The 22,639-nt window shown below is 53.0% G+C and carries 20 protein-coding genes; 6 read left to right on the top strand and 14 right to left on the bottom strand.

The annotated features are described in order from the left end of the window. Positions 1-81: 81 nt before the first annotated feature. The 5 genes from pilB to zapD all read left to right on the top strand — a co-directional run bounded on the left by pilB (position 82) and on the right by zapD (position 5,390). Entirely contained in the window at positions 82-1,779 is a 1,698-nt protein-coding gene (pilB, locus tag FRIGORI9N_RS14150) for a type IV-A pilus assembly ATPase PilB (protein ID WP_159572508.1), read from the top strand. Between the two features lie 20 nt (positions 1,780-1,799). Further along, entirely contained in the window at positions 1,800-3,038 is a 1,239-nt protein-coding gene (locus tag FRIGORI9N_RS14145) for a type II secretion system F family protein (protein ID WP_159572506.1), read from the top strand. After that, positions 3,035-3,874, top strand: coding sequence for an A24 family peptidase (locus FRIGORI9N_RS14140; protein WP_159572504.1), 840 nt, complete (start codon positions 3,035-3,037; stop codon positions 3,872-3,874). Before FRIGORI9N_RS14145 ends, FRIGORI9N_RS14140 begins: the two co-directional genes overlap by 4 nt. A 7-nt stretch (positions 3,875-3,881) precedes the next feature. Further along, complete coding sequence (gene coaE / locus FRIGORI9N_RS14135; protein WP_159572502.1) at positions 3,882-4,508, top strand: dephospho-CoA kinase; 627 nt, start codon at positions 3,882-3,884, stop codon at positions 4,506-4,508. A gap of 120 nt (positions 4,509-4,628) precedes the next feature. Further along, the gene (gene zapD / locus FRIGORI9N_RS14130) at positions 4,629-5,390 is read left to right on the top strand and encodes a cell division protein ZapD (RefSeq protein ID WP_371717467.1); all 762 of its coding nucleotides are present in this window, start codon (positions 4,629-4,631) and stop codon (positions 5,388-5,390) included. Positions 5,391-5,399: 9 nt separating this feature from the next. Here zapD and FRIGORI9N_RS14125 read toward each other — a convergent pair whose 3' ends face one another. From FRIGORI9N_RS14125 to FRIGORI9N_RS14105, 5 genes are all read right to left on the bottom strand, one after another. Continuing rightward, entirely contained in the window at positions 5,400-6,347 is a 948-nt protein-coding gene (locus tag FRIGORI9N_RS14125) for a Nudix family hydrolase (RefSeq protein WP_159572498.1), read from the bottom strand. Positions 6,348-6,367: 20 nt separating this feature from the next. Continuing rightward, positions 6,368-7,234, bottom strand: coding sequence for an ATP-binding protein (locus tag FRIGORI9N_RS14120; RefSeq protein ID WP_159572496.1), 867 nt, complete (start codon positions 7,232-7,234; stop codon positions 6,368-6,370). A 13-nt stretch (positions 7,235-7,247) separates the two neighbouring features. Continuing rightward, positions 7,248-8,477, bottom strand: coding sequence for a bifunctional glutamate N-acetyltransferase/amino-acid acetyltransferase ArgJ (gene argJ, locus FRIGORI9N_RS14115; protein WP_159572494.1), 1,230 nt, complete (start codon positions 8,475-8,477; stop codon positions 7,248-7,250). Between the two features lie 36 nt (positions 8,478-8,513). Continuing rightward, on the bottom strand, positions 8,514-11,279 hold the full coding sequence (secA, locus tag FRIGORI9N_RS14110; RefSeq protein WP_159572492.1) for a preprotein translocase subunit SecA: 2,766 nt from the start codon (positions 11,277-11,279) through the stop codon (positions 8,514-8,516). Positions 11,280-11,379: 100 nt separating this feature from the next. After that, entirely contained in the window at positions 11,380-12,357 is a 978-nt protein-coding gene (locus tag FRIGORI9N_RS14105; protein ID WP_159572490.1) for a M23 family metallopeptidase, read from the bottom strand. A 112-nt stretch (positions 12,358-12,469) separates the two neighbouring features. Between FRIGORI9N_RS14105 and FRIGORI9N_RS14100 the strand changes: the two genes are divergently transcribed. Beyond that, entirely contained in the window at positions 12,470-12,877 is a 408-nt protein-coding gene (locus FRIGORI9N_RS14100) for a hypothetical protein (protein ID WP_159572488.1), read from the top strand. A gap of 65 nt (positions 12,878-12,942) precedes the next feature. Here the strand turns inward: FRIGORI9N_RS14100 and lpxC are convergent, their stop codons facing one another. From lpxC to ftsW, 9 genes are all read right to left on the bottom strand, one after another. Then, positions 12,943-13,863, bottom strand: a complete 921-nt coding sequence (gene lpxC / locus FRIGORI9N_RS14095) for a UDP-3-O-acyl-N-acetylglucosamine deacetylase (protein ID WP_159572486.1) — start codon at positions 13,861-13,863, stop codon at positions 12,943-12,945. A gap of 146 nt (positions 13,864-14,009) precedes the next feature. Further along, positions 14,010-14,513, bottom strand: coding sequence for a peroxiredoxin (locus FRIGORI9N_RS14090; RefSeq protein WP_159572484.1), 504 nt, complete (start codon positions 14,511-14,513; stop codon positions 14,010-14,012). 183 nt (positions 14,514-14,696) lie between these two features. Further along, complete coding sequence (gene ftsZ, locus FRIGORI9N_RS14085; protein ID WP_159572482.1) at positions 14,697-15,866, bottom strand: cell division protein FtsZ; 1,170 nt, start codon at positions 15,864-15,866, stop codon at positions 14,697-14,699. Between the two features lie 64 nt (positions 15,867-15,930). Then, a complete protein-coding gene (gene ftsA, locus FRIGORI9N_RS14080; protein ID WP_138519404.1) occupies positions 15,931-17,163 on the bottom strand; it encodes a cell division protein FtsA in 1,233 nt (410 codons plus the stop codon). 25 nt (positions 17,164-17,188) lie between these two features. Further along, entirely contained in the window at positions 17,189-17,968 is a 780-nt protein-coding gene (locus tag FRIGORI9N_RS14075) for a cell division protein FtsQ/DivIB (RefSeq protein ID WP_159572480.1), read from the bottom strand. Next, positions 17,969-18,940, bottom strand: a complete 972-nt coding sequence (locus FRIGORI9N_RS14070) for a D-alanine--D-alanine ligase (protein WP_159572478.1) — start codon at positions 18,938-18,940, stop codon at positions 17,969-17,971. Next, on the bottom strand, positions 18,937-20,337 hold the full coding sequence (gene murC, locus FRIGORI9N_RS14065; protein WP_159572477.1) for a UDP-N-acetylmuramate--L-alanine ligase: 1,401 nt from the start codon (positions 20,335-20,337) through the stop codon (positions 18,937-18,939). The genes FRIGORI9N_RS14070 and murC overlap by 4 nt, the downstream gene beginning before the upstream one ends. Next, complete coding sequence (gene murG / locus FRIGORI9N_RS14060) at positions 20,334-21,407, bottom strand: undecaprenyldiphospho-muramoylpentapeptide beta-N-acetylglucosaminyltransferase (protein WP_159572476.1); 1,074 nt, start codon at positions 21,405-21,407, stop codon at positions 20,334-20,336. The genes murC and murG overlap by 4 nt, the downstream gene beginning before the upstream one ends. Beyond that, positions 21,404-22,627: a putative lipid II flippase FtsW gene (ftsW, locus tag FRIGORI9N_RS14055; protein WP_371717465.1), complete on the bottom strand. Its 1,224-nt coding sequence runs from the start codon at positions 22,625-22,627 to the stop codon at positions 21,404-21,406. The genes murG and ftsW overlap by 4 nt, the downstream gene beginning before the upstream one ends. Positions 22,628-22,639 lie beyond the last annotated feature (12 nt).

The raw sequence follows: 22,639 nt of genomic DNA, 5'->3' as shown, positions 1-22,639 counted from the left end.
ATTGATAAGTACATACTGAATACGCATAGTTGGGCAATACAGCTGTTGATCCAAACCGTTCACTTTCAAGGACCTTGATCTATGAGCATCAGTAGTGCAATTGTCAAAAGCTCGGGACTTGTACGGGCATTGACCGCCAAAGGAATTCTGGACAGCGCGCAGCTTGAACAATTGACCGCTGAAGAAGCCCAAGGCAGATCGGTCGCGGAATGGATTGTGAGCAATGGCGTGGTAAGCGCTGAGTTGCTTGCCAGCACGGTCGCCCAGCATTTCGGTTACCCATTGCTCGACTTGAGCCAGTTTGACGATTCTCGTGAAGGGCTTGAAACAGATTTGATTCAGGCCGAGAAAGGGCTTGAGGCTTTTGTACTGAATCGTCGCCACGGATCACTCAGCGTGGCCATGGCCGACCCCACCGACCTCAGTACGATTCAGCAACTGAAATTCCGCACCCAACTGCAGGTGGAGCCCGTGGTGGTTGAATACGACAAGCTACTGAGCCGGATTGAGAAAAACGACCCCTCACAGGGCATGGACGAAAGCTTGCTGACCGAAGTTGAATCCGATGCCGGCAATTCAAACAACGAAGAAACTTCGCCCGATGTGGACGATGCGCCAATTGTGCGATTTGTTCAACGCGTGCTCAGCGATGCCCTGAAGAAAGGCGCTTCAGACATTCACTTTGAACCCTACGAGAAAAGTTACCGGGTTCGATTCCGAATCGACGGCCTGCTTCAGGAAACGTCCCAGCCACCACTGGCTGCCAAATCAAAGATCGCAGCTCGAATCAAAATCATGAGCCGCTTGAACACCACCGAAACACGGGTCCCTCAGGACGGTCGAATTCGACTTACCTTGGGCGCCGATGAACGCAAAATCGATTTCCGGGTTAGCACCCTGCCCACCCTGTTCGGTGAAAAAATTGTGATGCGCCTGCTCGACTCGAGCAAGTCACTGTTAAAACTTGAACAACTCGGCTTTGAGAACACCCAGCGCGCCGCAGTCGAAAAGGCACTGGCAAAACCACATGGCATGATTCTGGTCACAGGCCCCACCGGCAGTGGCAAAACCGTGTCGCTGTACACCTTCCTGCAAATGTTGAACCATGACTCGATCAACATCAGCACCGTAGAAGACCCCGCCGAAATCAACCTGCCCGGAATTAATCAGGTCAACATCAACGAACGAATTGGCTTGACCTTTGCAAAGGCCCTGCGCGCCTTGCTCCGCCAGGATCCCGATGTAATCATGGTCGGCGAAATCCGCGATCTCGAAACCGCTGACATCTCGATCAAAGCTTCTCAAACAGGCCACAAGGTGCTCTCAACCTTGCACACCAACGACGCCGTGTCGTCCATCATCCGCCTGAAAAACATGGGCGTTGAAACCTTCAACATTGCCTCCTCGGTCAGCCTGATCATTGCGCAGCGCCTGGTGCGCAAACTGTGCAATTGCAAATCCCCGCACCCGCTTGGGCTTCAAGCGTTGACCACCTCTGGCCTGTTAAAAGAGGTCCCCCAAGAGGATTGGACACCCTTCTGCGCGGTGGGCTGCGAGGCCTGCAATGGCACAGGATACTCAGGTCGCACCGGGATTTACGAAGTGCTGCCTGTGTCCGAAGCCATGCAGGAACTCATTATTTCGGGTGCCTCTGCACTGGACATGGAGCGCCTGGCTCGCCAAGAGGGCATTGCCAGCATGAGCGAATCGGGCGTTGCCAAGGTTCGCTTGGGCATCACCAGCATTGAGGAAATTCTGAGCGCGACAAAAGCCGATTAATCTGCTTGCGAGCGCGCACAATGAATGCAAACCTGAGAGAAAAATCCCCTTCCGGGGAGCTGCTTTTTCTGTGGACGGAGAAACCCAAAGGCAAGGCACAAAAGGCCCGGTCAGGTGAAATCAGAGCCAAATCAATTGACCACGCCCGCTACCAACTCAGCCGGCAGGGGGTCAAGGCCAGTTCGCTTCGAAAAGCCAAACCCTACACAGGCAGCAATATTCAACTGGTCATGGTGGCCTCTTTTGTCAGGCAACTGGCCGTAATGATCCAGTCGGGCGTACCCCTGGGGCAAAGTCTCGGTTTGATTGCTGGCGGCATGACCAGCAAATCCAAACGAGCCATTCAAACTGTGGTTAGAGCCATTCGCGCCGACGTAGAAAGCGGCTTGAAACTGAGCGAAGCCATGCGCAAGCATCCCCGCTGTTTCGACAATTTGTTCTGCAACACACTGGCCGCGGGTGAAAATGCCGGTGAACTGGATACAGCATTGGGTCGCTTGGCCACCCACATTGAAAAAACCTTGCGCATTCGGCAAAAGGTTCGCAAGGCAATGATCTACCCAAGCATTGTGGTGCTGGTGGCCATTGGGGTCACCGTGGGCATGTTGCTGTTTGTGCTGCCCTCGTTCAAGTCCATTTACTCCCAGTTCAACGCCGAACTGCCGTTGCTCACCACCATCTTGTTGAAAGCCTCCGACTTTCTTCAGGAATACGGATTGATTGTGCTCGGCGCTTTGGCACTGGGAATATACAGCCTGTTACAAATGTACCGTCGCAATCAAAGATTCAAGAACGCCATGGACATTCTTCTGTTGCGCATGCCGCTTATCGGCGATCTGATGAAAACAGCGGTCCATGCCCGCTGGACACGCACGTTTGCCACTTTGAGCGCATCGGGCGTGCCGATTACCTCTGCATTGGAGTCGGTGGCCAGCGTGTCTCAGATTCAAAGTTTTCAGGACGCCACCCTTGAAATACGACAAGCCGTGGCCTCGGGCGCCCGGGTTTCAGACAGCATGGAAGGCAGTCGGCTTTTTCCGCCAGAATCCATCCAGATGATTCGCATTGGCGAAGAATCAGGAAGAATGGACTCGATGCTGGAACGCTTGGCCAATCAGTATGAGACCAACCTGGATGACAAAGTGGATACACTGTCCACCGTGATGGAGCCCATGATTATGTGCATTATTGGCATACTGGTGGGCGTGCTGATTGTGGGCATGTACATGCCGATCTTCAATATGGGAGACATTGTTTGACCGCACTGAATGGTTTGGAGCCCGCCCAATGGCTGGCGCTTAGCGCACTGTTGGGACTGTGTATCGGGTCGTTGCTCAATGTAGTGGCCCACCGATTACCCATCATGATGCAACGCGCATGGGACGCAGACCTTGCCGAGGCTCAAGGTCGCGAGCCCGAGGAATTTCCGCGCTTCAACCTGTTTCTGCCCGCATCCCATTGCCCCGCCTGCAAAACCCCACTGAAGGCCTGGCACAACATTCCGGTGCTTTCTTACCTGTTGTTGCGTGGCAAATGTGGCCATTGCTCAAGCCAAATCTCCATGCGCTACCCAGTGGTTGAACTGTTGTGTGGCGGCCTCTTCCTGGCGATTGCCTGGCTCAATCCTCCCGGCGTTGTGGGCCTTGCCCTCATGGTGTTTGCGGCCAGCTTGTTGGTATTGGCGCTTATCGACCTTGATACTTACCTGTTGCCAGACAGCATTACGCTACCCTTGTTGTGGGCCGGTTTGCTGTTCAACCTTTTCTTCGCATTTGTGCCGCTGGCCAGCGCCGTATCGGGTGCGGCACTGGGCTACCTTGTTTTGTGGCTGATTTATCAGCTGTTCAAGCTGGCAACCGGCAAAGAAGGCATGGGCTACGGCGATTTCAAATTACTGGCAGCGATCGGTGCCTGGCTGGGCTTTACATCGCTGTTCAGCGTGGTGTTGTTTGCCTCGGTTTCGGGCATTGTGTTTGGCCTGATCATTCAAACCATTCGCGGAAAGAAAAAAACCGATGCGTTTCCCTTTGGCCCCTGCCTGGTAATGGGTGCGTTGGCGTGGATGGCAGGCTTTGACCTGACCAAATGGATTTAAGCAAACCATGCACATCGCCTTAAAAAAACCCAAACAACTGGTAGTTGGCCTGACAGGTGGAATCGGTTCAGGGAAAACAGCGGTTTCCGACCGGCTTCAAGCACTGGGGGCCACGGTCATCGACACCGATGAAATCGCCCACAGCCTGACAAAAACGGGGGGACTGGCCATACCCGACATACAACGCGCATTTGGCAACGAGGCCCTGCGTCCCGATGGCAGCATGAACCGAGACCACATGCGGGCATTGGTGTTCAAAGAACCAGAAAAGCGCCAGGCGCTTGAAAAAATTCTTCACCCAAAAATTCGCCAGCTTGTTCAACAACAACTCGACGCGGGTGCCCCCATATACTTTGTATTGGTGGTGCCACTGCTGTTTGAGAAAGGCGGCTGGGGTGAGCTAATGGACGAAATTGTCGTGGTGGACTGCCCTGTAGAGAAACAAGTTCAACGCGTCATTCAACGCAATGGCTGGCCGGAAGCTCAGGTGCGCGCGGTCATGCAAAACCAGGCCACACGAGAGACACGACTGGCGGGAGCAACGCAGGTGATCGAAAACAAAGGCGAGCTACCCGAATTGATCGAAAAAATCGACTTTATGCACCAAAAATTAATAAAAAAAGCGCAAAAGTGACCTTGCTATTTGCATGAAAACCACAGGTGCGCCACAATCACACCTGATGTTCCTTTTAATTGCGATGGCTCGGTGACTCAAGTTACAGACGAACAACAGACCACCAATCAGGTCACTCAAATCACCACTTACGAGTTTCCACTCAACGAGAGAATTCGCACGCTGTTGCGCCTTGAAGATTTATTCGCCAAGTTTGGCTTTTTCATGTCTCAGGACCATCGCCTGGACCATCACACCGCGCTGCTCACCCTGTTTGAAATCATTGAAGTAGGCTCAAGAGCCGACTTGAAAAGCGATTTGCTTCAAGAACTTGACCGGCAACGCGCATCGCTGGTGCAATTTCGTGGCCACCCAGGTGTTGACCGCAACATGCTCGAAGAAACGCTCGCGAGCATTGATTCAACCGCGACTCAGCTAAACCAATGCAATGGCAGGCTTGGCTATCACCTGCGTGACAACGAGTTCCTCATGATTATTCGCAGCCGTTGCTCCATACCAGGCGGTGTTTGTGAATTTGATTTGCCAGGCTACCACCGCTGGCAATCCCGATCTGCCCAGGCACGCCGAGTCGACATGGAGGCTTGGTTTGAACCCATGCGTCCCCTGGCCAAAGCTATTGAGTTGGTATTGAAAATACTGCGCCACAGCGGTGAAATGAGTGCGGTCACGGCCGAGCAAGGTAACTACACGCAACAAATGAGCGGCAAAACATTTCAGCTGTTACGGGTTGATTTACCTAGCGAGCTTGAAGTTGTGCCCGAGTTCAGCGCCAACAAATACATGCTGTGGATTCGCTTCAATATTCCGAACGCCAACGGGGTCAGCAAAAACAACCCCTACCTGGAACCGATCGAACTCAAAATCAGACTGTGTAATTTGTAATGCCAAGCCCTAAGCCTTGAACTGGCTTAGCATGGCAATACCGTGCGCGCCGTGCAAACGGGCGTCGCACATATCTTCCCAACCCAAACCACCAATTGCAAACACCGGCAAACGCGCAGCTTGAGCCATTTCAAGAAATTGTGCCCAGCCCAAACCAGGCTGCCCGGGATGCGAAGCGGTTTGCTTCACCGCACCCAACACGGCGTAACTCAAGCCACGATCGAAGGCAATTCGCAGACTGTCTGCATCATGCACAGACGCACCGGCACATTGCAAATCCTGAAACTGACCGGACAGCAAATGCGCTTGCGTCAAATGCAGCGGGCATGGCAAGTTATCCAGATGTTCTCGGAGGTTTAACCAGGTATCGGAATTCAACAGCATCGCCTGCCCGGTTTTCTGACACAGGCTGTAACAGTGTTCGAATGCCTGAATCAGAACATCCCCGTTCAACTGCTTCTCTCGAAATTGAACATAAACTGGCACCCTGTTGACGCTCAAGGCTTGTTCCAACCGTTTGACACAGGCCTCGAACCCAGCCTCGTAATTGCTCAACGCCATTGCCGTGGGCTGAGCCAATTTAGGCAAAAGGGGTTCGGTCGCAGGCAAAATCGGGGAAAGATCTGAACTGTCAAGACTGGCCCAAGTGAATTGCTGCTGCTCAAGCGATTTGGGTGTGCCTTCAAAACGCCACACGCGGTACAAATGCAAACGCACATTGGCGTGCTCGTAATCGTGTTCAATGCGGAACCACGGGCCACCTTCCTTCGCGGTGATGTCCAGTTCTTCCTTTAACTCACGTACAAGGGCTTGCCACACTGTTTCATCAGGCTCAACCTTGCCGCCGGGGAACTCCCAGTAACCGGCATAAGGCTTTCCTTCTGGCCGACAACCCCACAGCACCTGGCCTTTGGCATTGAAGACCACGGCCACGGCAACGTCGATTCTGGGTTTCAAGTGCGTACCCTCAACTCGGCTCACAAACCTTTGGAGCCTGCCCAGTGCTTGGCAAACTGGTAAGCCAGGCGACCGCTGCGGCTGCCGCGCTCAATGGTCCAGCGAAGCGCGATATGACGAGCTTCGTCGGTGTATGGCATGTTGAAATGCTCCAGCCACACTTGCACAGCCGCCAGGTATTCATCCTGGTTGAATGCATGAAATGAAACCCACACACCAAAACGGTCGGACAAAGAAACCTTTTCTTCAATGCCCTCGGCTGGGCGAATTTCGCCGTTGTCCAAGTGTTGGGTTTGAAGGTTGTCTTTCATCATTTGCGGCAGCAAATGGCGGCGGTTGGACGTGGCGTAGATCAGTACGTTGTCGGAAGTACCGGCAATCGAACCATCCAGCACGCTTTTCAATGCTTTGTAACCAGCCTCACCTTCCTCGAAAGAAAGATCGTCGCAAAACACAATGAAGCGTTCAGGCCGGCCATTGACCAAATCCACCACGTCTTGCAAAAACAGTAGATCAGACTTGTCCACTTCGATCAGCCGCAAACCCTGTGGTGCATAGCGGCTCAACATGGCACGCACCAAACTGGATTTGCCTGTGCCACGCGCACCGGTCAACAACACATTGTTGGCGGGCAGGCCTTTCACAAACTGGTGGGTGTTCTGGTCGACCTTTTCTAGCTGCGGGCCAATATTCTTGAGCACAGCGGCATCCAACGATTCGACTGTTTTTACAGGCTCAAGGCGCAATTGACCAGCCCGGTGGTGCAAGCGGAATGCCGTGGAGGCATTCCAGTTATTCGGGGCTTTCATCACCCCCTGTTCCAAGGCCTGAGCGATTCGGCCAAGTTGCTCAAGAATGGCCTTGCTATCGTTGTGTTGGGTGCTCATGGTTCAGCCGCGCTTAACTGCGGTAGTCCGCATTGATGGTGACGTACTCATGCGAAAAATCGGTAGTCCACACCGTGGTACTGGCATCGCCACGCCCCAACTGAACACGCACGGTAATTTCAGCGTCGTTCATCACGGCCTGGCCTTGCTCTTCCCGGTAGTCCGGATGGCGACCGCCATTTTGGGCCACATACACATCGCCCAAATAAAGTTGAATTTTTGTTTGATCCAGATCATCAATGCCTGCATACCCTACCGCTGCCAAAATGCGACCAAGGTTGGGGTCCGATGCAAAGAATGCGGTTTTCACCAAGGGCGAATGGCCAATTGCATAGGCCACTTTCAAGGCTTCGTCTTCGTTACCGGCCTGCTCCACCTTCACCGTAATGAATTTGGTGGCGCCTTCACCATCGCGCACAATCGCCTGGGCCAGCTTGATCGATTCAGCTTTTAATGCTTCGAACACGGCTGCGGCTTCAGGCTCATTACCGGTTTGAATATTCACGGCCTTGCTTTTACCCGTGGCAATGACCACAAAACTGTCGTTCGTTGATGTGTCGCCATCGATCGTAATTCGATTGAACGAGGCATCTGCCATCGCGGTGGTCCACTTGTCCAGCACAGGCTGTGCAACGGTCGCATCGGTGGCCAAATAGCCCAGCATGGTCGCCATATTGGGGCGGATCATGCCAGCCCCTTTGGACACACCGGTGATTGAAATTTCACCGGAACCCACTTTCAATTTGCGGCTGCTTGCCTTGGGCAATGTGTCGGTGGTCATGATGGCTGTAGCTGCATCCAGCCAATCGGCTTTGCCCAAACCGGCAACGGCTTGATCAATGCCCAGCAGCAAACGGTCCATCGGCAGGTTTTCAAGAATAACCCCGGTTGAAAACACCAACACCTGCTCGGGTTGCACACCCAGCAATTCAGCCACTTTGGCGGTGGTTGCACGCGCATCAGCCAATCCACGTTCACCCGTGCCTGCATTGGCACAGCCGGTGTTCACCACCAGGGCACGAATGCCTTTGCCAGCCTTCAAATTGGCTTGACACACCTGCACAGGAGCCGCGCAAAAACGGTTTTTTGTAAACACCCCCGCCACGCTGCTGCCTTCGGCCACACGCACGACCAACACATCCTTTCGGTTGGGCTTGCGAATTTGGGCCATGGCATAACCCATGTCCAGCCCGGCAACGGGGAACAGTGATTCAGCTAAGGGTACATTCAAATTCACGGGCATGGCGGTCGGCTCCCTGGCACGTTGACTTCAATACAATTAGGCAATTTTTCCGTGGCACTGCTTGTACTTCCTGCCTGAACCACACGGGCAAGGGTCGTTGCGGCCCACTTTTTCACTCACGCGGCGTGGCACGTTGGCGGGAGCTGCTGCCCCCTGTTCATCACCTGTCGAGACATCCTCATCATCGCTTGTTACTTCGGCGTGCTGATACTGAACCTTGTCCAAATGGGACGAAGCTTGCTGCTCCAACTGCTGCTCAGCCTGCTGAACCTGTTCGGCGGATTGAACACGCACGGTGAGCAGCACTTTGGCCACTTCATCGCGCACGCGATTCAGCAAAGCACCAAACAACTCAAAGGCTTCACGCTTGTATTCCTGTTTGGGGTTTTTCTGGGCATAGCCGCGCAAGTGAATACCCTGACGCAGGTAATCCAGTGCAGCCAAATGTTCGCGCCAATGCGTATCAATGCTTTGCAACAACAATGTTTTTTCAAACTTGGCAAAGGAATCCACACCGACCAACTGAACTTTGGCTTCGTAAATTTCATCGGCCATTTGAAGAATTCGCTTCAGGAAGTCTTCGTCCGAGCTTTTCGCATCCTCTTCCAGCCATTTGCGCAAGCTGGCTTCCAGGTGATACTCATTGCGCAGCACGGTCTCCAAGCCTTCCAGATCCCATTGCTCTTCTACGGACTCTTCAGGGATGTACTCGCGAAACACTGCTTCCAAAGCGCCGTGGCGCAGGTTGCCAATGGTTTCGCGAATTTCAGCAGATTCCAGAATTTCATTGCGCTGCGTATAAATAATCTTGCGCTGTTCATTCGAGACATCGTCATATTCGAGCAATTGCTTGCGAATATCAAAGTTGCGGCCTTCAACTTTGCGTTGGGCCGACTCAATGGAACGGGACACAATGCCCGCTTCAATCGCTTCACCTTCTGGCAGCTTCAGTCGTTCCATGATGGCGCGTACGCGGTCACCCGCAAAAATACGCAGCAACTGATCTTCCATCGACAAGTAAAAACGCGAAGAACCGGCGTCGCCCTGGCGACCGGCACGACCACGCAACTGGTTGTCAATTCGACGGCTTTCGTGGCGCTCGCAACCAATAATATGCAAGCCGCCCGAGGTCAACACAGCCTCATTGCGAAGCTTCCATTCGGCGCGTGATTTCTCGATCAAGGCGGGCTTGGCGGCCTCGTCAATTTCGGGGTTGCTTTCAATGCCGGCAAGCTCACGTTCCAGGTTACCGCCCAGCACAATGTCGGTACCACGACCCGCCATGTTGGTTGCAATGGTAATGGCTTTGGGGCGTCCTGCCTGGGCCACAATCTCGGCCTCTCGCTCGTGTTGCTTGGCATTCAGCACATTGTGGGGCAACTTCTCTTTTTCGAGGAAACTGGCGATCAGCTCGGAATTCTCGATGGAGGTGGTACCCACCAACACAGGTTGGCCACGCTCGTAGCAGTCCTTGATGTCTTCAAGAATTGCGTTGTATTTTTCACGGGCGCTTTTGTAGATTTTGTCTTGTGAATCTTTGCGCTGAATAGGGCGGTGTGTTGGAATCAGTACAGTTTCCAGGCCGTAAATGGACTGGAATTCAAACGCTTCTGTGTCGGCTGTCCCGGTCATACCAGACAGCTTCTTGTACATGCGGAAGTAATTCTGGAACGTGATTGAGGCCAGCGTTTGGTTCTCGGCCTGAATACGAACGCCTTCCTTGGCTTCCACGGCCTGGTGCAAGCCGTCGGACCAACGGCGACCTGGCATCAAGCGACCGGTGAATTCGTCAACGATGATTACTTCGCCGTTCTGGACCACATAGTGCTGGTCTTTATGGAACAGATTGTGAGCTCGCAACGCAGCCATCACATGGTGCATCAATGAAATATTGGCCGCATCGTAAAGGCTGGCACCTTCTGGCAACAATCCCATCTGGGTCAGAATTTGCTCAGCCTTCTCGTGGCCCGTCTCGCTCACCTGGATTTGGTGACCTTTCTCATCGACATAAAAGTCACCCGGCACTTCCTCTTCGCCAGGCTTTTGTTCGCTTTGCATGCGCACCAATTGCTTCGGCAAGCCGTCCAGCTTGCGGTACATCTCGGTGTGATCATCGGCTGGGCCCGAGATGATCAAGGGCGTGCGAGCCTCATCGATCAAAATTGAATCCACCTCGTCGACGATCGCGTAGTTCAGCCCACGCTGCACACGCTCGCCAACGCTGTAGACCATATTGTCGCGCAGGTAATCAAAACCGAATTCGTTGTTGGTACCGTAGGTGATGTCCGATGCGTATGCAGTCTGCTTTTGGTCATGCGGCATTCTTGACAGGTTGCAACCCACGCTCAAGCCCAGAAAGCCGTACAGCTTGCCCATCCAGGCAGCATCGCGAGAGGCCAGGTAATCGTTCACGGTGATCACGTGAACACCTTTGCCCTCCAGCGCGTTGAGGTAGGCTGGCAAGGTCGCCACCAGTGTTTTACCCTCACCGGTTCGCATTTCTGAAATTTTGCCTTGATGCAGGGCCATACCGCCGATCAGCTGCACATCGAAGTGCCGCATGCCGAACACCCGCACGCTGGCTTCGCGCACAACGGCGAAGGCTTCAGGCAACAGGCTCTCCAGCGCATCGCCCTTGGCCAGGCGCTCTTTGAATTCGGCAGTTTTTGCGCGCAAGGCCTCGTCGCTCAAAGCCTGAACGGTTGGCTCTAGTGCATTGATTTGGTTGACGGTTTTACGGTAGGTTTTCAACAACCGTTCATTGCGGCTGCCAAAAAGCTTTTTCAGAGTGTCTGTGATCATAATGTCGGCTGGTTCGACCCTTTGGGGGCCAGAAAGTCAATCGACCGGGTTTTGGGTCCGGTCGATTCCAAAAACAGCCTAGAAGTTTAGCACGCGAAGCTTAGTCCAGCGGGCCTGCAGCGCTTTCCGAGAATAAGCCGTTCAAGGCGGCAACGGTTGAAGGGCCAGGACGGGGAAGGCCATTCTTTTCAAGAAACTTATTCGGATTTTGAGGTACACCATCGACACGCACCTCAAAGTGCAGGTGGGGGCCTGTAGATCGGCCTGTACTGCCAACCAACGCAATTTTTTGCCCCAGTCGCACGATGTCTCCGGGCTTGACCAACAGCTTGGAAGCGTGGGCATAACGGGTGGTAGTTTTGTTGTTGTGTTCAATTTCTACCATGTTGCCGTAACCCGGATGCCATTTGGCTTCGACCACTACACCGGCAGCAGCAGCCAGAATGGGCGTTCCGGTCGGGGCAATGAAATCAATGCCTTCGTGGGTAGAGCGGCGCCCGGTGAAAGGATCAATCCGGTTACCAAAGTTACTGACAGCGATGGTGTCGGTGAGCGGGGATTCATTGGGAACACTGAGGAATTTTACGCGGGCAGTCTGAAGGTCCGTATCAATAATGCTGAATACATCGGCCTGTCGTTCAATTTGGCTGGCAACATCTGAAATGGCTGTTTTAACTTCCCGGTAATTCAACGACTTTTCATCTTTTTGCTGCAGACCACCCTGGCCCAGTTGCTCTGTGAGGGTCACCTTGGTGTCAAGTCCATTGGACTTCAACAATCGAACGCTAACAGCATCCAGGCGCGCAAGTTGGGCTCGCATCTCGGCGAGGCGAATGGCCATGGCATCAAGCGGGCTTCCGGTATCCGCCACATCATGGTGCTTGGCCAATTGGCGCGTGTATACAATGTCTTGAACGACGGGAATACTTTCGCCGAAGCGCGCAGCCAAATACAGGCCGGCGGCCATGAACGACCCCGCCAACATAACCAGCAAAACAAGCAACAAAGCAACGTGGCTGGTCTTTATACTGAGTACACTGGTGCGAGAGAAAGGACCCCGCATAAGAATTAACTGCATGTATAACCTCCTCAATCCGCGTAGCGAACCGAATTCACCCGTTTTTAACGGGTTTTAGTGAGAACACCCGGTGAAACCAAAGCATTCCGCATTATCTCCCTTGGCAAGCCTGATGCAGGAACCACAAACAAGCTCGTTAATCACCCAAGCGGCGCAATCGCGTCGACTTGAGAAGATTATTCACACTTGGCCCACGCTTCGTGGCGTGACCTTCAGTGTTGGACCAATCAAAAAAGACAAACTAAAAATTTTCGTGTCGACCCCGGCGGCGCTGACGCGCCTGAGGCAATCCTTACCCAGCCTGATTCAGCATCTGCAGGGCTCGGGCATGAATATAAACGAAATTCAGCTTCAAATACAAACCAACCCTTTGACATCGAAGCAGTTGGAGCGTCGCCCAAAAAGGGCTGTTTTCTCGGATGCCGCTAGAAAAGCGTGGCTAGACCTTGAAAACCGGCTTGGGGATTCGCCTTTGAAAGCGGCTACTCAAGCACTGAACAAACATCACAAATTCAAGTAATTTCTGGAATGTATCCCAAAACCACCAGATTTTGTTGAGATTAATACTATTTTACATTCGAACATTTAGGCAACTGCCCAATCTGCCCTAAATACAGTAGGTGTTTCCCTGACACTTTCGAAGGTCACCACTTCAAACGCAGAGGGGTCCTTAATCAGGGCTCGAATCAACTGATTGTTTAGACCATGGCCGGATCGATACGCCTGGTACTCGCCGATAATGGGGTGCCCAATCACATAGAGATCGCCGATTGCGTCCAATACCTTGTGTTTCACGAACTCGTCGTCGTAACGCAAACCGTCCGAATTCAAGATGCGATATTCGTCCATCACAATCGCGTTGTCCAAATTACCCCCAAGGGCCAGGCCAAGATTACGCAAGGTTTCGACGTCTTGTGTGAAACCAAAGGTTCGCGCCCGAGCGATGTCCCGGGTAAATGATGTGCTGGAGAAGTCGATTTCAACCATTTGCCCGGTTTTATCGATCGCGGGGTGACCAAAATCAATTTCAAATTTCAGGCGGAAACCATCGTAGGGCGTCAAGCTGGCATATTTCAGGCTTGCGCCCTCGCCTTCCCGCACTTCCACGGATTTCTTCACACGGATGAATTTTTTCAAGGCGGACTGTTCAAGCAATCCGGCTTGCTGAATGAGAAAAACAAACGAAATGGCACTGCCATCCATAATGGGCACTTCAACCGCCGTGAGATCAATGTAGGCGTTATCAACGCCCAAACCACACAGGGCGGACATCAAATGCTCGATGGTTGAAACCTTGGCACCGTCCTTTTCAAGCGTGGAGGCCATGCGCGTGTCGCCAATCGCCAGGGCATTAACCGGGAAGTCCACGGGCTCTGGCAGATCAACGCGCCTGAACACAATACCCGTGTCAGGTGGCGCAGGTCGCAGCGTCATGGTCACCCGCTTGCCAGAATGCAAGCCGATTCCCGTGGCGCTCAACACTTGTTTTAAGGTTCTCTGTTTCACTCAACTTTCCTTGAATTGTCACGGAAGTGTAACCACCCGTTTAGGTCAACCCAAGATTTTTTATGGAGGTCAAACTCCAATTAGGGTTAAAAAGGAGTAAAAGTGTCGCAAAATTGCACGATTTACCCCGTTTCTACAGTTATTTCTTAAATTTGCGACAACAGCTTTTCAGCAGTACTGTTCTCGAAAACACCAGGTGCTTCCAGATTGAATTGGGTTACCACGCCATCTTTTACCAGCATGGAATAGCGATTGGATCGAATTCCCATGCCGCGAGCAGTCAGGTCCAGCTCCAGGCCAATTTTCTTGGTGAGTTCAGCAGATCCGTCGGCCAACATGCGTACTTTGCCTTCTGCACCCATGGACTTGCCCCACATGCCCATCACAAACGCGTCGTTCACGGAAATGCACCAAATTTCATCAACGCCCTTTGCTTTGAATGCGTCGAAATTCTGGATAAAACCAGGCACATGCTTCGCAGAACAGGTTGGCGTGTAAGCGCCGGGCAAAGCGAGAATCGCAACCGTTTTACCGGCCAACTCTTTTTCCACTTCAAATTTGTTGGGTCCTAAAGCACACCCTTCGGTTTCCTCGTGGAAAAACTCATACACCGTTGCGTTGGGCAGTTTGTCACCGATCTTGATTGTCATTTTAATGCTTCTCCTAAAACCTCAAAAATACACCACACAAGCGACCCTGAGTAGATCGCGGATTTGCAGTCTTCGGCAAAACTGCAAACTTCACCCGCGAACTACCGAGGGTGTTGATAGGACATTCACTTTCCGAAAATGTTCTCGAAAAGCTGATCGCTTGCGTTGAATACTGTGCCGCGTTTAGTCCGCTTGACGGCGCAAAAATGCGGGAATATCAAACCGGTCCATGCCACTATCCTGCAAAGCTTGTACACGTGATGCAGCGTTGTCGCGCGGATTGCGGAACACAGCCGGTATGGCGTAATCCGTTTCACCTTGCTGACCGCTGACCGCATCAAACGTACCGGTGCGTGCCATGGGTTGATACTGCTCGGCCTGCACCAAAGTCGGCTTGGCTACCTTGCGGCCCAAACCTGTAGCAACCACTGTGACACGCAAATCGTCACCCATGGTTTCATCGTAGGCGGTACCGAAAATCACCGTTGCATCTTCCGCAGCATAGGCACGAATGATGTTCATGACTTCCTTGGTTTCTTTCAGCTTCAGGCTCTTGCTTGAAGTGATGTTGACCAACACGCCACGAGCTCCCGACAAATCGACACCTTCCAGCAATGGCGATGCAATGGCTTGCTCAGCCGCTTCACGCGCGCGCTCAGGGCCATTGGCGGTGGCTGTACCCATCATGGCCTTACCCACTTCCGACATGATGGTTTTCACATCTTCGAAGTCGACGTTCACGTTGCCTTCTACGTTGATGATTTCAGCAATACCCGCGCAGGCGTTATGCAACACATCGTCGGCTGCAATAAAGCAGTCTTCTTGTGTTGCATCGTCGCCAACCACTTCGAGTAGCTTTTCGTTCAGCACAATAATCAGTGAATTCACTTTGCTGGACAACTTTTCAAGACCTTCTTCTGCGGCCTTGCAACGCTTGTTGCCTTCAAACTCAAAAGGCTTGGTCACAACAGCCACCGTCAGAATACCCAGCTCCTGAGCTACCTCAGCAACCACAGGTGCAGCACCAGTACCTGTACCACCGCCCATGCCTGCCGTGATGAACACCATGTGCGCGCCACGCAGTGCATCGCGAATGCGGTCACGGTCTTCTTCAGCAGCCTGACGGCCAGCCTCGGGTTTTGCGCCCGCGCCCAAACCAGTTTTACCCAGCTGAATGAGCACATTGGCTTTGGTTTTGGCCAAGGCCTGTGCATCGGTATTGGCGCAAATGAATTCGACGTTTTGAACGCCTTGCGCAATCATGTGGGCCACCGCGTTACCGCCTGCGCCGCCTACACCTACAACCTTAATGACAGTCCCTTGAGTTTCTGTCTCGAGAATTTCAAATGACATGGTGTTTGCCTCCTATCTAGCAAAAATTGAACATCGCCGAAAAAATTAAAGTTAAAAACTACGATTAAAAATTACCTAAAAACCACTCTTTCATTTTCTGTACTGTCTGCTTCAAGCCACCGCCTTGTGACGCCACACGGCGACCACGCAAATGCTGCGCGCGTGCCTCGTGGAGCAAACCCATGGCTGTTGCAAAACGTGGTGTACGAACCATGTCAGCCAAACCACCTGCGTAATCGGGCACGCCAATACGCACGGGCTTCATGAAAATATCTTCACCAAGTTCTGCAATACCAGGCATCAAACTGGTGCCACCGGTCAACACAACACCAGAGGACAACAACTCTTCGTAACCCGATTCACGCAACACTTGCTGCACCATCAAGAACAACTCTTCAAGACGCGGTTCGATGACAGCAGCCAGCGCTTGTTTGGACAAAGTTCGTGGATCACGCTCGCCAATACCGGGTACATCAATTTTGGCGTGTGGGTCGGCCAGCACTTGCTTGGCCACACCATGGCGAATCTTGATTTCTTCTGCATCGGGTGTGGGTGTGCGCAGTGCCATTGCAATGTCATTGGTGATTTGATCGCCCGCAATTGGAATGACCGCCGTGTGGCGAATTGCGCCGCCAGTGAACACCGCGATGTCGGTGGTGCCGCCGCCAATATCAATCAGCACCACACCCAATTCTTTTTCATCTTCGGTCAACACAGCCATGCTGGAGGCCAGCGGCTGCAGCATCAGGTCTTGCACTTCAAGACCACAGCGGCGAACACACTTCACGATGTTTTGTGCAGCAGACACTGCCCCCGTCACAATGTGTACGCGGGTTTCCAAACGCACACCACTCATGCCCAGTGGCTCGCGTACATCTTCCTGACCGTCCACAATAAATTCTTGCGGCAGCACATGCAGAATTTGCTGATCAGTCGGAATGTTCACGGCCTTGGCTGTTTCAATGACGCGCGCCACATCGGCTTGGGTTACTTCGCGTTCTTTAATCGCAACCATGCCTGAGGAATTGAAGCTGCGAATGTGGCTGCCTGCAATGCCTGTGAGCACGGTTTTAATTTTGCAGTCGGCCATCAACTCGGCTTCTTCCAAAGCCTGTTGAATGGAATGCACTGTGGACTCAATGTTGACCACTACGCCTTTTTTCAATCCCCGCGATTCATGTTGCGCCACGCCAATGACTTCGAAGCGGCCATCTGGCAACAGCTCCGCAACCATGGCGACAACTTTCGCAGTGCCAATGTCTAGCCCAACTATCAAATCTTTTGGCTCTTTGTTCATGGTGCCTAGTTTCAGTATTTCAAATTCAGTTCAATTTCACGCTTGAAGCGCCTGCGGGTTTTGAAACCGCCAAACGCTCGCCCTTTACTGCAACACCCCTTGGATAGCGCAGATCGATTCTTTCCACTGCGGCCATCACCTGGCTTGTAATTTTTGGATAAACCGCCAGCAGTCGATCCAATTTCTGTTCAATGCTGAAATTCTCTTGGGCTCGCCCCAGTTCGATGGTGATGCCAGTGTCGGTTTCTATTGACCAGGCATAACGATCGGATAACTCCACACGTGAAGGCCACATGCCCAACGTTTTCAGTTTTTCGATACTTGACACATACATTTTGGAGACGAGTAATTCGCTACCTGCAGGCCCATTCAACACAGCCAGCTGCTGGTCTTCCGCCACCTCGGCCAGGTTGGCGGAGAACACTTCACCATAGGTGTTGACCAGTCGTGTTTCACCCCACAAAGCAAGTGGCGTGTGGCCTTGAATTTGTATGCGCAAACCACTGGGCCAGGTACGCTGCACAACTGCCTTGCGAACCCATGGCTGAGCCTCGACTTGTTCACGCACTTTTTGTAAATTGGCCGAGAAAAAAGTACCTTCAATTTTCGGCAACACATTGGCCTTGAATCCGATCAAGTTCACGCGCTCTACGTCACCCATCAACTCGACGCGCTTTAGCTCGAATACCGGGCGCTGTATTAACCACTGAATACACGCGTAGCCCAGCAACACCAAAGCCAGCGCTGAGAACAGCCCGGCAATAATGCTCATGAGTTTGTCGTCGTTCCAGATGGCGCCCAGCATTTAGCGTGTACCCCCCACGTTCAATCCAGATGCTTTCAATCGCGCACTGGCGGCAATTTGCATCACAAGATCGTCGTACTCCACACCGCTGGCTCGTGCGCTCATGGGCACCAGTGAGTGGTCCGTCATGCCTGGCGATGTATTCATCTCAAGCAACCAAGGCTTTCCACTTTCATCAACCAATACATCTGCACGGCCCCAGCCTGCACAGCCCAACACTTGGTATGCCTTTACACAAAGGGCTTGTACTTCCAATTCAAAAGCGGCATCCAGCCCACTCGGACAGAAATACTTGGTTTCGTTGCCAATGTATTTGTTGTGGTAGTCGTAGTTGCCATCGGGGGCCTGAATGCGAATCACGGGTAGCGCATGCGCACCAGCACCTTCGCCCATCACAGGAACGGTCAACTCTTGCCCGCTCACAAACTTCTCGGCAAGCACATTCGGGTCGTACTTGTAAGCCAGCTCAAAGGCGGCTTGAAGTTGATCTGCTGTTTTTACTTTGGTCAAACCCAGGGTTGAACCTTCCTGCGCTGGTTTTACAATCAAGGGCAAGCCCAAGCGTTGCACCACTTCATTCACATTGAAGCCAGGCTCAAGGCGAACGTAATCAGGTGTAGCCAAGCCTTGGCTGATCCATGCTGCTTTGGTCAGGATTTTGTCCATGGACAAAGCCGATGCAGTGACACCACTACCGGTGTATGGAATGTTCAACCACTCCAGCACGCCTTGAATTGTGCCGTCTTCACCGAAACGGCCGTGCAGGGAAATCACCGCGCGATCAAATCCACCCTGCGCCAGTTCCACCATGCTGCGTTCAGCAGGGTCAAAACCATGCGCATCGACGCCGTTGCGCTGCAAGGCGGCCAACACCATGCTGCCCGACTTCAGCGACACTTCCCGTTCAGCCGAGCGGCCCCCAAACAGCACCACGACTTTCCCCAGGCTTTTTGCATCCACGCGAGCACTCATGGTTTGCCTCCTTGAGCGTTGGCCACCAAACGGCTGGGCAAGGCGCCGATTGAGCCAGCGCCCATGGTGATCACCAAATCGCCATCTCGGGCAATATTCAAAATCGTACTTTCCATCTCATTCATGTCTTCTACAAATACGGGTTCAGTTCGTCCGGCTACACGCACGGCACGGGCCAGTGATCGACCATCTGCAGCAACAATCGGTGCTTCACCGGCGGAATAAACCTCGGACAAAATCACGAGGTCGGGTGTGCCCAACACTTTTACGAAGTCCTCGAAACAATCGCGAGTACGTGTGTATCGGTGAGGCTGGAAGGCAAGCACCAAGCGCTTGTCAGGGTAGGCACCACGCGCGGCCGCGAGTGTAGCAGCCATTTCAACGGGGTGATGACCATAGTCGTCGACCATCAGGAAGTGGCCTCCCTCTTTGGCGGCCACTTCGCCGTAATGCTGAAAGCGACGGCCAACCCCATTGAATTTTTCCAGGGCAGCGACAATTGCTTCATCGGAAACACCAATTTCCGTGGCCACAGCGATTGCAGCGAGCGAATTGCGCACGTTGTGGTCGCCAGGCAAATTCAATGTAATGTCGAGCGGCGCCTCATCTTCACGTAGCACCGTAAACTTCATTTGCCCTTGGCAGGCTTGTACATTCACCGCCCGAATTTGCGCCTGCTCCGACAGCCCATAAGTCACGATGGTCTTGGAGACAAACGGCATGATTTCGCGTACGCAAGGGTCGTCGACACACACCGCCGCCACACCATAAAAAGGCAAACGCCGAGTGAACTCGACGAAGGCTTGCTTCAGACGTGCGAAGTCGTGCCCATAGGTTTCCATGTGGTCGGCATCAATGTTGGTAATCACTGCGATCACAGGCATCAAGTTCAAAAACGAGGCATCCGATTCGTCGGCTTCAACCACCATGAATTCGCCTGTACCCAATTTGGCATTGGCACCCGCCGAGTTCAAACGCCCACCAATCACAAAGGTGGGGTCAAGCTTGCCTTCAGCCAAAATACTGGCCACCAAACTGGTGGTGGTGGTTTTACCGTGCGTTCCTGCAACAGCAATGCCCTGTTTCAAGCGCATCAATTCCGCCAGCATCACGGCCCGGGGTACTACAGGCACTCGCGCGGCGCGCGCGGCCAATACTTCCGGGTTGCTGCCGCCCACGGCTGTAGAGGTAACTACTGCATCTGCACCAGCAATGTTTTCGCGTTCATGCCCGGTGAATACCTTGGCACCCAATTTGGCCAGTCGTTGAGTGACGGCTGAATCGGACAAATCTGAACCACTGACCTTGTATCCAAGGTTGATCAATACCTCGGCAATTCCGCTCATGCCAGAACCGCCAATACCAACAAAGTGCACGTGTTTGACTTTGTGTTTCATACCTTCGCAACCTGTTCAATGTAATCCGCCACTTCTTGAGTGGCTTGTGGTTTGGCAAGAGCCCTTGCTCGCTCCGCTTGCGCCTGGCAGTCGCCCCGGCTGGTTTGCTGCATCCAGTTGGCCAGCCAGGTGGCATCCAGTTCATGTTGCTGGCGCAACCATGCGGCGTTTTCTTTCACCAGAAAACCTGCATTGTGCGTTTGGTGATCATCCACCGCGTGCGGAAAAGGAACAAACAGGGCAGCAACACCAATGGCAGCCACTTCAGCCACGGTCATGGCACCGGCCCTGCAAATAACCACATCCGCATGGGCCATGGCACCTGCAACATCATCAATAAAAGCAACTTGCTGAGCAGTCACACCGGCTTTCTCGTAGTTGTCGCGCAAGGCGGGTAAATTCTTTTCACCGGCTTGGTGTACCACCTCGGGCCGATTATCAGCAGGCAGCAAAGCCAAGGCCTTGGGTACAACATCGTTCAAGGCTTGCGCGCCCAAACTTCCACCCAGCACCAATAATTTAAGTGGGCCTGTGCGCCCCTTAAAACGCGCAGCTGGCTCGGGCTGGCTGTAGATCATTTCGCGCACTGGGTTACCCACCCAGTTCGAGTTGGGCAAGGCATAGGGAAAGGCAACCAGATTGCGGTCTGCCAGTTTCGCCAACACTTTGTTGGTCAGGCCTGCCACCGAGTTCTGCTCATGCACCACCAATGGAATATTGAACAGGCTGGCCATCATACCCAGTGGAAAGGCCACGTATCCGCCCATGCCCAACACCACAGACGGCTTGGTTCGACGAAGGATTTGCACGGAAGTCCAGAAAGCACGGAGCAGTTTCAGCGGCATCAACACCTGTTGCAAAAGCCCCTTGCCGCGAAAGCCGGAGAACACCAAGGTGTTCAATTCAACACCGTGCGCAGGCACCAGTCGACCTTCCATGGCCTGGGGGTTTCCAGCCCACTGAACCTGCCAGCCGCGCGCCTTCAATTCGGAAGCCACACTCAAGCCAGGAAAAATATGACCACCAGTTCCACCTGCAGCAATCAATGCCAATCTCTGCGCCTTGCTCATGCGGCACCTCCCCGCATCATGGTTCGGTTTTCATGATCAATTCGAAGCACAAGAGCCAGGGACGCACAGGTCACCAAGATTGCAGAACCGCCGTAACTCATCAATGGCAATGTCAATCCCTTGGTCGGCAGTACGCCCAAGTTCACGCCCATATTGATAAAGCACTGAACAGCAATCCAGATACCCACACCCTTGGCCACCAAGCCAGAGAACGTGCGCTCCAGTGCGATCGCTTGGGCACCCACCGCGAAGCATCGCTTAACGATGTACATAAACAGCAGAATGACGATTGTCACACCTACAAATCCGAGTTCTTCACCGATCACTGCGAGCAGAAAATCGGTGTGTGCCTCTGGCAGATAATGCAGTTTTTCCACACTGCCTCCCAGCCCGACTCCAAGCACTTCACCCCGCCCGAACGCAATGAGGGAGTGCGACAGTTGATACGCTTTATTCAAGGCGTTGTCGCCTTCCCAGGGATCGAGGTAGGCCAACAAACGCGCACGACGATAATCGCTGAATGCAATCAACATGGCGAATGCGCCACTCAGGGCAAAGAGGACGCCAAAAAATACGCGGGCGTTAATGCCCCCCAAAAACAAAATTCCAAATACCACCGTAACAATCACAATGAAGGCGCCCATGTCAGGCTCAAGCAAGAGCAGCATGCCCACCAGGAACATGGCCATGAACATGGGAAACAACACCTTTCCAAAACGCTGCATGTAAGCCTGCTTGCGCACGGTGTAATCGGCTGCGTAAATAATCGCGCACATTTTCATCAATTCAGAGGGCTGAATATTCAGTACATACAACGACAGCCAACGCCTTGCACCATTCACTTCCTTGCCAATGCCTGGAATCAACACGAGTACCAGCAATGCGATGCAGCACAGAAAGACCAGTGGCGCCAGATCTTGCCAGGTTTTCATCGGAATTTGAAATACACAGAACGCCGCTGCAAACGCGACGGCAATCGACACGGCATGTCGAACCAAGAAGTGAGTGGTTTGATAATTGGCGTATTTGTTGGAATCAGGCAAAGCCACCGTGGCTGAATACACCATCACGAGGCCGAGAAACAACAAGGCCAACACAGCCCAGATCAATCCTTGATCAATAGCCTGGGATACTGCGAACCCACGATTGACCCGATACATGGACGAAGACGACATGCCACCGCCCGCAGCCGTGGCAGGAATCAGGCTTTTGAATTGCATGCTGTTCTGGTC

Source organism: Limnobacter sp. 130 (genome assembly GCF_902506325.1).
GTDB lineage: Bacteria > Pseudomonadota > Gammaproteobacteria > Burkholderiales > Burkholderiaceae_B > Limnobacter.
Note: the sequence above shows the minus strand (reverse complement) of the source record. Positions and strands in the feature narration are given on the sequence as shown.